The organism is Pseudomonas sp. P8_229 (genome assembly GCF_034008635.1).
In the GTDB taxonomy this organism is placed as follows: Bacteria; Pseudomonadota; Gammaproteobacteria; order Pseudomonadales; family Pseudomonadaceae; genus Aquipseudomonas.
Window position 1 is genome coordinate 2,607,521 of sequence record NZ_CP125378.1, and the last position, 12,548, is coordinate 2,620,068.

The window sequence follows — 12,548 nt, forward strand, 5'->3', positions numbered from 1 at the left end:
GCAGTTCGCCCAACGCGGACGAACCCAGGATAGTTTGTGCCTTACTTGCCCGACTTGACCTTGGTCCAGCTGCGGGTCATCAAACGCTGAATATTGGGCGGCAACTCGGTCGACACATAGGTCTTGTCGAGGACCGCTTGCGGCGGATAAACCGCTTCATCGGTGCGGATGGACTGCTCCATCAGCTTGTCCGAACCCGGGTTGGGGTTGGCGTAACCAACGTAATCACTGACCTGGGCGATCACCTCAGGTTTCAGCAAATAGTTGATGAAGGCGTGGGCCTCTTTGACATTGGACGAGTCCTTCGGAATCGCCAGCATGTCGAACCACAGCGCGCCGCCTTCTTTCGGAATCGAGTAGGCGATGTTCACGCCCTTCTTGGCTTCTTCGGCACGGTGCTTGGCCTGGAAGATGTCGCCGGAGAAACCGATGGCCACGCAGATGTCGCCGTTGGCCAGATCACCGATGTATTTCGAGGAGTGGAAGTAGGTCACGTAAGGACGCACGGCGAGCAGCTTGGCCGTGGCTTTTTCGTAATCCTTGGGATTGGTGCTGTTGGCGTTCAGGCCCATGTAGTTGAGCACGGTCGGCATCATTTCATCCGCCGAGTCGAGGAACGCTACGCCGCAGCTGTGCAGCTTCTTGATGTTCTCAGGCTCGAACAGCACGTTCCAGGAATCGATCTTGTCGATACCGAGCACGGCTTTGACTTTCTCGACGTTGTAACCGATGCCGTTGGTGCCCCACAGGTACGGTACAGCGTAGAGGTTGCCCGGGTCGTTCTGTTCCAGGCGCTTGAGCAGCACCGGATCGAGGTTCGAATAGTTCGGCAGCTGCGCCTTGTCGAGTTTCTGGAACGCGCCCGCCTTGATCTGCTTGCCAAGGAAGTGGTTCGACGGCACGACCACGTCGTAACCGGTACGCCCGGCCAGCAGCTTGCCCTCCAGGGTTTCGTTGGAATCGAACACGTCGTAGACCGGTTTGATCCCGGTTTCTTTCTGGAAGTCGGCCAGGGTGCTCTCGCCGATGTAATCCGACCAGTTATAAATATGCACCGTACCGGCGGCCTGGGCTCCGACAGCGATCGTCAGGCCGGCAGCGGCCAGCAGGGCTTTGCGCAAAGAAGAAAAAACAGGCAAGTGGAGGTCCTCTAAATTAGTTGGGCCCAAGTTGCCCAGCGTTACATGACAGCCATGGCTGCCCGGCAACAAAACCGGCGCGCAACTTACCCTCGAAAAACCGTTCCAGCAAAACTTTATGTCATTTAATTGATCCGCTGGCCGCCTTCGCGGGGACGACGGCCAGCGGTTGCTGCTTCAAACCGGCTTATTTACCGGATTTGATCTTGGTCCAGCTGCGGGTCAGCTCACGCTGGGTAGCGGCCGGCAAATCGGCGATCGCATACAACTTGGCCTGCACGTCGGCTGGCGGGTAGATGCCTGGATCGGAGGTGATGTCCTTGTTCACGTACTGGGTCGCTTCGGCGTTACCGTTAGGGAAGCGCACAGCGTTGGTGATCTCGGCCATCACTTTCGGTTGCAGCAGGTAGTTCATGAACTTGTAGGCGCCGTCGATGTTTTCCGCATCTTTCGGAATCGCGACCATGTCATAGAAGCTGCCGGCACCTTCCTTCGGAATGGCATAGCTGACTTTGACCTTGTCACCGGCCTCGGCGGCACGGGACTTGGCCTGCTGCACGTCACCCGAGTAGCCGACCGCTACGCAGATGTTGCCGTTGGCCAGGTCCGAGATGTACTTGGAGGAGTGGAAGTAGGTGATCGAAGGGCGAATCTTGAGGAATAGATCCTCGGCTTTCTTGATGTCTTCTTTCTTCTGGCTGTCGGTTGGCAGGCCCAGATAGTGCAGCGCGACCGGGAGCATTTCGGTCGGCGAATCGAGGAAGCTCACACCGCAGCCCTTGAGCTTGGCGATGTTCTCCGGCTTGAGCAGAGTGTCCCAGGAATCGATGGTGTCAACGCCCAGCGCAGCCTTGACCTTCTCCGGGTTGTAGCCGATGCCGATCGAGCCCCACATGTACGGGAAGGCGTGTTTGTTATCCGGGTCGCTGACCGAAACGGCCTTGAGCAGCGACTTGTTCAGGTTGCTGTAGTTGGACAGCTTGGACTTGTCCAGCTCCTGATAAACGCCAGCCTTGATCTGCTTGGCCAGGAAGTTGTTCGACGGCACAACCACGTCATAACCGGACTTGCCCGCCAGCAGTTTGGCTTCCAGAGTTTCGTTGCTGTCGAATACGTCGTAGACGACTTTGATCCCGGACTCTTTCTCGAAGTTGGCGATGGTATCCGGAGCGATGTAGTCGGACCAGTTGTAGACGTGCAGCACTTTGTCGTCCGCGTGAACCGCACCCGCCATCATGCCCGCGACGGACAAAGCGAGAAGAGTCTTGCCAGCAAGCTTTTTACCTAATGCCTTCATGCGTCATGCTCCAAATTTTTCTTTTTTGAACCACTTTGTTCAGCGGCCGAACCCCGACAACTGGAACCGCGGCTAGTCTGGCAAGATCGGAGGCGGTCTTTCAAGAAAAGGCCAACCTTTCTGACACCTTCAAGCGAGAGCGCCGCAGCTCCCCCGCTCGAAGCCTAGCACTCAGGACTGCAACGCACTGAGGGTCAGGTCCAGGCACTTGCGTGCCTTTGTTACCAACTCATCGATCTCCGCCTTGCTGATTACCAGCGGCGGCGCAATGATCATGGTGTCGCCCACAGCGCGCATGATCAGGCCGTTATCGAAGCAGAACTGCCGGCAGATCATGCCTACACCCCGGCCTTCGTAACGCTTGCGAGTGGCCTTGTCCTGCACCAGCTCGATCGCCCCCAGCAGACCGACGCCGCGCACTTCACCCACCAACGGGTGATCGTTGAGTTCGCGCAGACGTTTCTGCAAATACGGTGCCGTTTCGTTGCGCACGTTCTCGATAATTTTCTCGTCGCGCAGAATCCGGATGTTTTCCAGCCCCACCGCTGCCGCCACCGGGTGCCCGGAGTAGGTGAAGCCGTGGTTGAAATCGCCGCCTTCATTGAGCACCTTCACCACTTCGTCACGCACGATCAGGCCACCCATCGGGATGTAGCCGGACGTCAGGCCTTTGGCGATGGTCATCATGTCCGGTTTCAGACCGTAGAAATCCGAACCGAACCACTGACCGGTACGGCCGAAACCGCAGATCACTTCGTCTGCCACGAACAGGATGTCGTACTTGGCGAGGATTTCCTTGATGCGCGGCCAGTAGGTGTCTGGCGGAATGATCACGCCACCGGCGCCCTGGATCGGCTCGGCAATAAAGGCACCGACGTTGTCCACGCCGACTTCGAGAATCTTCTCTTCCAGTTGATTGGCCGCCCAGATGCCGAATTCTTCCGGCGACATGTCACCGCCCTCGGCGAACCAGTACGGCTGCGCGATATGGACGATGCCCGGAATCGGCAAATCGCCCTGTTCGTGCATATAAGTCATGCCACCCAGGCTCGCGCCGGCCACGGTCGAACCGTGATAACCGTTCTTGCGGCTGATGATGACTTTCTTGTTCGGCTGGCCCTTGATCGCCCAGTAGTGACGGACCATGCGCAGCATGGTGTCGTTGCCTTCGGAGCCGGAACCGGTGAAGAACACGTGGTTCATGCCTTCTGGCGCAACGTCGGCGATGGCCTTGGCCAGTTCCAGCGCCGGCGGGTGCGCAGTCTGGAAGAACAGGTTGTAGTAAGGCAGTTCGCGCATCTGCTTCGCGGCTGCGTCAGCCAGCTCATCGCGGCCATAACCGATCGCCACGCACCACAGACCCGCCATGCCATCGAGGATCTTGTTGCCCTCGCTGTCCCACAGGTACACGCCCTTGGCGTTGGTGATGATCCGTGGACCCTTTTCTTTCAGCTGCTTGAAGTCGCTGAACGGGGCCAGGTGGTGATCGCTGCTCAGGGCTTGCCACTCACGGGTTTGCGGGTTGTTGCTGGTCATGCCAATTCTCCTTGTTATCGGTGAAGGCGCGGCTGCTGCCAGCCGCGCCCGGCGTATCAGACGGCGAAGAGCAGGTACTCACGCTCCCAGGAACTGATCACGCGCTTGAAGTTTTCATGCTCGGCCCGCTTGACCGCGACGTAGCCTGTGATGAAAGTCTTGCCGAGGTATTTCTCGACGGTGGTGCTGTTTTCCATGCGCTCCAGTGCGTCCTCGATGGTCAGCGGCAGGCGCAGGTTGCGGCGCTCGTAACCACGGCCAACGACTGGCGCACTCGGATTGAGGCCTTCAACCATACCGATGTAACCGCAGAGCAGGCTCGCGGCGATCGCCAGGTACGGGTTGGCGTCGGCACCCGGCAGGCGGTTTTCCACGCGACGGTTCTGCGGGCCAGCATCCGGTACGCGCAGGCCCACGGTGCGGTTTTCTTCGCCCCACTCCACGTTCACCGGTGCCGAAGTGTCCGGCAGGAAGCGACGGAACGAGTTGACGTTCGGCGCGAACAGCGGCAGCAATTCCGGAATCAGCTTCTGCAGGCCACCGATGTGGTGCAGGAACAGCTGGCTCATGGTCCCGTCTTCATTGGAGAACACGTTCTTGCCGGTCTCGATGTCGATGATGCTCTGGTGCAGGTGCATCGCACTGCCCGGCTCACCGGTCATCGGCTTGGCCATGAAGGTCGCGGCCACGTCGTGCTTGAGCGCGGCTTCGCGCATGGTGCGCTTGAACACCAGGATCTGGTCGGCCAGCGACAGCGCGTCGCCGTGACGGAAGTTGATTTCCATCTGCGCCGTGCCGTCTTCGTGGATCAGCGTGTCGAGGTCCAGTTCCTGCAGTTCGCACCAGTCATAGACGTCTTCGAACAGCGGGTCGAATTCGTTCGCCGCTTCAATGGAGAACGACTGACGACCGATTTCCGGACGGCCCGAACGGCCGATTGGCGGCTGCAGCGGGTAGTCAGGGTCGTCACTGCGCTTGGTCAGGTAGAACTCCATTTCCGGCGCCACGATCGGCTGCCAGCCCTTGTCGGCATAGAGTTTCAGGACTTTCTTGAGGACGTTGCGCGGCGACAGCTCGATCGGGTTGCCTTGCTTGTCGTAAGTGTCGTGGATCACCTGCGCCGTCGGCTCGACGGCCCATGGCACCAGGTACACGGCGTTCTGGTCGGGACGGCAGATCATGTCGATGTCGGCCGGGTCGAGCAGTTCGTAATAGATGTCGTCTTCGACATAGTCGCCGGTCACGGTCTGCAGCAGTACGCTCTCTGGCAGGCGCATGCCCTTTTCGGCGATGAACTTGTTGGTCGGCGAGATCTTGCCTCGGGTGATACCGGTCAAGTCGCCGATCATGCATTCGACTTCTGTGATCTTGTGGTCTTTCAACCAATCGGTGAGCTGGTCGAGGTTGTTACTCATAAATGCCTCTGGGCTGAGTCTCCTGACATCGTGTCAGGCAAAGTTTGACGCCGTGGCGTCGCGTTAAAGGGGGCTTGCTTGCGCGCAGTGCCGGCTTAAGCCCGGCACCGCGCATCGACAATGAAAGAGGAGCTTACCTGCCCTTTACGCTGGCGTTGCATTTCCTGTGCACATTCAAGGCGTGCAGAATCACGAGCACGGCTGGAGAAGCGGCACAGGCTTTGGGACTCAAAGAGATCTATATTGGAAGGAGAAGCCATAAACAGGATGCTTTGCCGTACGTCCAGAATAACGGACGCTGCCGTTCTGCCTGCTGCCGACGAGAACCTCGTCGACAGATCACGAGCCTTGCTGGCTGCGCTATGGACGGATTTGTCGCCACTGATGTGTTGAGCATGCAGACCGGACTGTTGCGAGCAGTCGGTGATGCCGATTAACGGCAGGCGAGACATGAAGCACCCCGGTATTATTGCTGTTATGGGTTTGATCCGAGCTTAGCCTTGTTCATTTTTTTACACAACACCCCCGTAAAAAATACAACACGGCCTGCTCAAGCCCGCGGGTGCCAAGCGTCCCAAGGACAGAAAACCGCCCTAAATTGCCTCATAAATGCCCTCACAGCGCTTTTTTAGGGCAAAAAAGGCCTCGCTTGACTTCGGCATGCCGTTCGGGTTGACTGAAACCAGAAAAGATCAATGATTGATATTTTTAACAACAAAGGTGTTGCATCATGTCGGTACCCCCGCGTGCCGTTCAGCTTAACGAAGCGAACGCGTTCCTTAAGGAACATCCTGAGGTTCTGTACGTTGACCTTCTGATTGCGGATATGAATGGTGTGGTGCGCGGCAAGCGCATTGAACGCACCAGCCTCCACAAGGTTTACGAGAAAGGCATCAACCTGCCGGCCTCTCTATTTGCTCTGGATATCAATGGTTCTACGGTGGAAAGCACCGGCCTGGGCCTGGACATCGGCGACGCCGACCGGATCTGCTATCCAATCCCCGACACCCTGTGCAACGAGCCATGGCAGAAGCGCCCAACCGCGCAACTGTTGATGACCATGCATGAACTCGAAGGCCAGCCATTCTTTGCCGACCCGCGAGAAGTGCTGGCTAATGTGGTTCGCAAGTTCGATGAAATGGGCCTGACTATTTGCGCCGCGTTCGAACTCGAGTTCTATCTGATCGACCAGGAGAACGTGAACGGTCGTCCGCAACCACCACGCTCGCCGGTTTCCGGCAAACGTCCGCATTCGACACAGGTGTACCTGATCGACGATCTCGACGAATACGTCGACTGCCTTCAGGACATTCTGGAAGGTGCCAAAGAGCAAGGCATCCCGGCCGACGCCATCGTCAAGGAAAGTGCCCCGGCGCAGTTCGAAGTGAACCTGCACCACGTCGCCGACCCGATCAAGGCATGCGACTACGCGGTACTGCTCAAGCGTCTGATCAAGAACATCGCCTACGACCATGAAATGGACACCACCTTCATGGCCAAGCCTTACCCGGGCCAGGCAGGTAACGGTCTGCATGTCCACATCTCGGTGCTCGACAAAGATGGCAAGAACATCTTTGCAAGCGAGGATCCCGAGCAGAACGCCGCGCTGCGTCACGCGATCGGCGGTGTGCTCGAGACCCTGCCGGCGCAGATGGCTTTCCTCTGCCCGAACGTCAACTCGTACCGTCGTTTCGGCGCACAGTTCTATGTGCCGAACTCGCCGTGCTGGGGCCTGGACAACCGCACCGTGGCGATCCGCGTACCGACCGGCTCTGCCGATGCCGTGCGGATCGAACACCGCGTGGCCGGCGCCGACGCCAACCCGTATCTGCTGATGGCTTCGGTCCTGGCCGGCGTGCATCACGGCCTGGTGAACAAGATCGAACCGGGCGCTCCGGTCGAAGGCAACAGTTACGAGCAGAACGAACAAAGCCTGCCGAACAACTTGCGCGATGCCCTGCGTGAGCTGGACGACAGCGAGGTAATGGCCAAGTACATCGATCCGAAATACATCGATATCTTCGTCGCCTGCAAAGAGAGCGAGCTGGAGGAGTTCGAACACTCCATCTCCGACCTCGAGTACAACTGGTACCTGCATACCGTGTAAGCGGTTGTAGTGCCAGAAAGAACGCCGTTGGCTATTGCAGCCAGCGGCGTTTTTTTATGACCGAATTCTGATCTGAATGGCCGCCTACGGCGGTTCGGGAGCAAGCCCCCTCCCACAGGGGATCTACAGCGAATAGGGATTTTTTGTACACAGAAGATCAACTGTGGGAGGGGGCTTGCTCCCGAAGGCGTCCTGGCAGACAACACACGGCTCGGCTCGTACAATGCCCGCTGCCCCGCAGGAGACTTCCATGACGCGTCCCGCCCCCGTCCGCAAACCCCGTGCCCGCAGCCAGGCGCGGATCGATTCGATACTCGATGCCGCGCGCACGTTGCTGGCCGCCGAGGGTGTGGCCAGCCTGTCGATCTACAGCGTGGCCGAACGCGCGCAGATTCCGCCCTCCTCCGTGTACCACTTCTTCGCCAGCGTGCCGGCGTTACTCGAAGCGCTGACCGCCGATGTGCATGCGGCGTTTCGCGCCTGCCTGCAAGCGCCGATCGACCACGATGCCCTGCGCGACTGGCGCGACCTGTCGCGGCTGGTCGAGGAGCGGATGCTGGAGATCTACGATGAAGACGCGGCTGCTCGCCAGTTGATCCTTGCTCAGCACGGGCTGACCGAAGTGACCCAGGCTGACCGCCAGCACGACATCGAACTGGGCGACCTGATGCACAAGCTGTTCGACCATCACTTCGAATTACCGCGCCTGCCGAGCGACGTCGACGTGTTTGCCCTGGCGATGGAGCTGGGCGACCGCGTGTATGCGCGCTCAGTGCAGCAGCATGGGCAGATCACGCCGCGCATGGCCGAGGAAGGGATGAGGGTGTTTGATGCTTACATCGGCCTGTATCTGCCGCCGTATCTACCCAAGCGCTGAGCCATGATCGTTCCCACGCTCTGCGTGGGAATGCAGCCCGTGACGCTCCGCGTCACTGGACGCGGAGCGTCCCAAGTGGCATTCCCACGCGGAGCATGGGAACGATCGCCATGCACAAAAAACCCCGAAGGGCTCACGCCTTTCGGGGTTGTTTTTTACTCACAGGCTTACAACTTGGCGATCGACACCTCGGTGGATTTCACGAAGGCGATCACTTCGCTGCCCACCGCCAGTTCCAGCTCCTTGACCGAACGGGTGGTGATCACCGAAGTGACGATGCCCGAAGCGGTTTGCACGTCGATTTCCGACAGCACGTCGCCGAGAACGATCTCCTTGATCGAGCCTTTGAACTGGTTGCGCACGTTGATGGCTTTGATAGTCATGGCTTTGATTCCTGTCGTTGATAGAACTTGAGTTATTGCGCCCAACGCAATTGCGTAGGCAGGGGTGAAACAGGTTCTGGCTCTGGCGGTTCGCCAGGCAGGGACAAAACGCGGTTGAGCACTTCGGTTTCCAGCGCCGCCAGTCGGTGCGAGCCACGTACCCGAGGGCGCGGCAATTCCACTTGCAGATCGAGACCGACTTCGCCGTCCTCGATCAAAATCACCCGGTCGGCAATCGCTACCGCTTCGCTGACGTCGTGGGTCACCAGCAGCACCGTGAAGCCGTGCTGCTGCCACAAGCGCTCGATCAGTTGCTGCATCTCGATCCGGGTCAGGGCGTCCAGCGCACCGAGCGGTTCGTCGAGCAACAGCAGACGCGGTTGGTGGATCAGCGCCCGCGCCAGTGCGACGCGCTGCTTCTGCCCACCGGACAACGCCGCCGGCCATTCATGGGCACGATCCGCCAGCCCCACCGCTTCCAGCGCTTCCAGAGCTTGCGGACGCCAGTTGCCCTTGAGGCCGAGCCCGACGTTGTCGATGATCTTTTTCCATGGCAGCAGCCGTGCTTCCTGGAACATCAAGCGGGTGTCTTCCCGCGCATCGCTGAGCGGCGCAGATCCGGCCAGCAAGTCACCGCCAGTCGGTTGATCGAGGCCGGCGAGCAAGCGCAGCAAAGTACTTTTGCCGCAACCACTACGCCCGACCACGGCGACGAATTGCCCCGCCGGAATGTGCAGGTCGATGTCACGCAGCACCTGCCGCGCACCGAAGGTTTTCTGCAGATTGCGCACCACCAGCGGAATCCCGCGCAGCAAGCGTGGAGGTTGTTGAGCGGTCATGCCGCACCTCCCTTGGCAACCTGATAGGCCGGATGCCAGCGCAGCCACACACGTTCAAGTCCACGGGCGGCGAGGTCGGCGAGTTTGCCGAGCACGGCGTAAAGCAGGATCGCCAACACCACCACGTCGGTCTGCAAGAACTCCCGGGCGTTCATCGCCAGATAGCCAATGCCAGAGCTGGCGGAAATGGTTTCGGCGACGATCAGCGTCAGCCACATAAAGCCCAACGCGAAGCGCACGCCAACCAGAATCGAAGGCAGCGCGCCCGGCAGAATCACCTGCCAGAACAGGCTGAAACCGCTCAAGCCGTAACTGCGCGCCATTTCCACCAGCGCCGGATCAACGTTGCGGATGCCGTGATAGGTGTTGAGGTAGATCGGGAACAACGTGCCCAATGCCACCAGGAAAATCTTCGCCGACTCGTCGATGCCGAACCACAGGATCACCAGCGGGATCAGCGCCAGGTGCGGCACATTGCGGATCATCTGCACCGAGCTGTCGAGCAGGCGCTCGCCCCACTTCGACAGGCCGGTTATGAAACCCAGTACCAGACCGATGCTGCCGCCGATGGCGAAGCCCAGCGCCGCGCGCCAGCCGCTGATTGCCAGGTGCGTCCAGATTTCGCCGCTGCGCACCAGACTGACACCGGCCTCGATCACCGCCACCGGCGCCGGCAGGATCCGCGTCGACAACCAGCCGGCCGACACCGACAACTGCCACACCGCCAGTAACAACACCGGCAACGCCCAGGGCGCGAGGCTGTGGATGATTTTCTTCATGGCGCGCCTCAGCTCTGCGACGCGGCTTTGGGAAGAATGTCGTTGGCAACCATCTCGCCGAACGGACTGACGTAACCGGCACTTTTCGGCAGTTCCGGACGCTCGATGTCGAGGTGCGGGAACAGCAGCTCAGCGACCCGGTACGATTCTTCGAGGTGTGGATAACCGGAGAAGATGAAGGTATCGATACCCAGATCCGCGTATTCCTTCACGCGTGCAGCCACAGTCGGGCCATCGCCAACCAGCGCGGTACCGGCACCACCGCGCACCAGACCGACACCGGCCCACAGGTTCGGGCTGACTTCGAGGTTGTCGCGGCCGCCGCCGTGCAGCGCGGCCATGCGTTGCTGGCCGACCGAATCGAAACGCGCCAGCGAAGCTTGAGCGCGAGCGATGGTGTCGTCGTCCAGATGCGAGATCAGCCGGTCTGCCGCTTGCCAGGCCTCGGCGTTGGTTTCCCGCACGATCACGTGCAGACGAATGCCGAAGCGCACAGTGCGGCCGAGCTTGGCGGCTTTGGCCCGCACCTGTTCGATCTTCTCGGCGACGGCTGCTGGCGGCTCGCCCCAGGTCAGCACCATCTCGACTTGTTCCGCAGCCAAATCCTGTGCTGCTTCAGAAGATCCGCCGAAGTACAGCGGCGGACGCGGTTGCTGGATCGGCGGATAGAGCAGCTTGGCGCCCTTCACGCTGATGTGCTGGCCGTCGTAATCAACCGTTTCGCCTTCCAGCACACGACGCCAGATGCGAGTGAATTCCACCGAAGCCTGATAGCGCTCCTCGTGGCTGAGGAACAGACCGTCGCCGGCCAACTCTTCCGGGTCGCCACCGGTCACCAGGTTGAACAGCGCACGGCCGCCGGACAGACGATCGAGCGTGGCTGCCTGCCGCGCCGCGACCGTCGGGGAAATGATCCCGGGGCGCAGGGCAACGAGGAACTTCAAACGCTGGGTCACCGGGATCAGCGACGCCGCCACTAGCCACGAGTCTTCGCAGGAGCGGCCAGTGGGAATCAGCACGCCGCCGAAACCCAGACGATCCGCCGCTTGCGCGACTTGTTGCAGATAACCGTGGTCGACGGTGCGAGCGCCTTCGGCGGTGCCAAGGTAATGGCCGTCGCCGTGGGTAGGCAGGAACCAGAAGATATTGAGGCTCATGGAGTGGTCTCCTTGGGAATTCGAGTTACTGGGCTTGGGTGGCCGAGCTTTGGGCCACAGCGGCCGGTGGTGTCCAGATCACGTCCTTGATGCTCAACGGCTTGGGAATCAGCTTGAGCTGGAAGAACGTGTCAGCGATTTTCTGCTGCGCGGCGACCACTTCCGGGGTCAGGAACAGCGCGCCGTAGCCCTGGCGTTTCACCGAGGTCAGGATGATGTCCGCCGGCAGGCCGAGCAGTGGCGCAACCTGTTGGGTCACGTCCTGCGGGTTGGCCTTGGACCACTCGCCCACCGCGCGCACTTCCTCGACGAGGGTCTTGATCACCTCGGGGTTTTTCTGGGCGTAGGGCTTGGTGGCGAGGTAGAACTGGTGGTTGTCGACGATGCCTTTGCCGTCACGCAGGGTGTGCGCTTGCAGTTGTTTCTCGGCAGCGGCCTGGTACGGATCCCAGATGACCCAGGCGTCGACGCTGCCACGTTCGAACGCGGCGCGAGCATCGGCGGGCGGCAGGAACACGGTTTGGATGTCGGAGTACTTGAGACCGGCGTCTTCCAGCGCACGCACCAGCAGGTAGTGCACGTTGGAACCTTTGTTCAGGGCGACTTTCTTGCCTTTGAGATCGGCCACCGATTTGATCGGCGAGTCTTTCGGCACGAGGATCGCTTCGCTGTTCGGCGCCGGCGGTTCGTAGGCGACGTAGAGCAGATCGGCACCGGCTGCCTGAGCGAACACCGGTGGGGTTTCGCCGGTGACACCGAAGTCGATCGAGCCGACGTTCAGGCCTTCAAGCAATTGCGGGCCACCGGGGAACTCAGTCCATTGCACGTCGACGCCTTGGGCGGCCAGACGTTTTTCCAGCGTGCCTTTGGCTTTGAGCAGCACCAGCGTGCCGTACTTCTGATAACCGATTCGTAGCGTCTCGGCCTGAGCTTGAGTGATGGCGCCGAAGGTGACAGCCGCAGCAAACAGAGCGACCAGACCACGACGCAAAAATACAGTGCGCATAGCGCTCTCCTTT

The 12,548-nt window shown here is 60.1% G+C and carries 12 protein-coding genes; 2 read left to right on the forward strand and 10 right to left on the reverse strand.

The features are described 5' to 3' along the window. Positions 1-41 precede the first annotated feature (41 nt). From QMK55_RS11860 to QMK55_RS28605, 5 genes are all read right to left on the reverse strand, one after another. Entirely contained in the window at positions 42-1,139 is a 1,098-nt protein-coding gene (locus QMK55_RS11860; protein ID WP_102354881.1) for a polyamine ABC transporter substrate-binding protein, read from the reverse strand. Positions 1,140-1,326: 187 nt separating this feature from the next. Then, positions 1,327-2,436 (reverse strand): polyamine ABC transporter substrate-binding protein, encoded by a 1,110-nt coding sequence (locus tag QMK55_RS11865; protein ID WP_102354880.1) that lies wholly within the window; start codon positions 2,434-2,436, stop codon positions 1,327-1,329. Between the two features lie 171 nt (positions 2,437-2,607). After that, positions 2,608-3,972 (reverse strand): aspartate aminotransferase family protein, encoded by a 1,365-nt coding sequence (locus tag QMK55_RS11870; RefSeq protein WP_320329230.1) that lies wholly within the window; start codon positions 3,970-3,972, stop codon positions 2,608-2,610. 56 nt (positions 3,973-4,028) lie between these two features. Next, positions 4,029-5,387: a glutamine synthetase family protein gene (locus tag QMK55_RS11875; protein ID WP_102354878.1), complete on the reverse strand. Its 1,359-nt coding sequence runs from the start codon at positions 5,385-5,387 to the stop codon at positions 4,029-4,031. A gap of 95 nt (positions 5,388-5,482) precedes the next feature. After that, complete coding sequence (locus QMK55_RS28605) at positions 5,483-5,839, reverse strand: glutamine amidotransferase (protein WP_146011265.1); 357 nt, start codon at positions 5,837-5,839, stop codon at positions 5,483-5,485. A 278-nt stretch (positions 5,840-6,117) separates the two neighbouring features. On the opposite strand from QMK55_RS28605, the gene QMK55_RS11885 reads away from it, so the two are divergent. Both QMK55_RS11885 and QMK55_RS11890 read left to right on the forward strand, forming a co-directional pair. Then, positions 6,118-7,494 (forward strand): glutamine synthetase family protein, encoded by a 1,377-nt coding sequence (locus QMK55_RS11885; protein ID WP_102354877.1) that lies wholly within the window; start codon positions 6,118-6,120, stop codon positions 7,492-7,494. A 250-nt stretch (positions 7,495-7,744) separates the two neighbouring features. Further along, a complete protein-coding gene (locus QMK55_RS11890) occupies positions 7,745-8,371 on the forward strand; it encodes a TetR/AcrR family transcriptional regulator (protein WP_102354876.1) in 627 nt (208 codons plus the stop codon). Positions 8,372-8,538: 167 nt separating this feature from the next. On the opposite strand, the gene QMK55_RS11895 is transcribed toward QMK55_RS11890, so the two are convergent. Genes QMK55_RS11895 through QMK55_RS11915 form a run of 5 tightly spaced genes read right to left on the reverse strand, consistent with a single transcriptional unit; the run spans position 8,539 to position 12,535 of the window. Then, positions 8,539-8,754 carry a TOBE domain-containing protein gene (locus QMK55_RS11895; RefSeq protein WP_007967989.1) on the reverse strand — a complete coding sequence of 72 codons (216 nt, stop codon included), beginning with the start codon at positions 8,752-8,754 and terminating at the stop codon, positions 8,539-8,541. A gap of 32 nt (positions 8,755-8,786) precedes the next feature. Next, a complete protein-coding gene (ssuB, locus tag QMK55_RS11900) occupies positions 8,787-9,593 on the reverse strand; it encodes an aliphatic sulfonates ABC transporter ATP-binding protein (RefSeq protein ID WP_102354875.1) in 807 nt (268 codons plus the stop codon). Next, on the reverse strand, positions 9,590-10,372 hold the full coding sequence (gene ssuC, locus QMK55_RS11905) for an aliphatic sulfonate ABC transporter permease SsuC (RefSeq protein ID WP_115146594.1): 783 nt from the start codon (positions 10,370-10,372) through the stop codon (positions 9,590-9,592). The genes ssuB and ssuC overlap by 4 nt, the downstream gene beginning before the upstream one ends. An 8-nt stretch (positions 10,373-10,380) precedes the next feature. After that, complete coding sequence (gene ssuD / locus QMK55_RS11910; protein WP_320329231.1) at positions 10,381-11,529, reverse strand: FMNH2-dependent alkanesulfonate monooxygenase; 1,149 nt, start codon at positions 11,527-11,529, stop codon at positions 10,381-10,383. 25 nt (positions 11,530-11,554) lie between these two features. Beyond that, positions 11,555-12,535, reverse strand: a complete 981-nt coding sequence (locus QMK55_RS11915; RefSeq protein ID WP_320329232.1) for a sulfonate ABC transporter substrate-binding protein — start codon at positions 12,533-12,535, stop codon at positions 11,555-11,557. Positions 12,536-12,548: the final 13 nt, after the last annotated feature.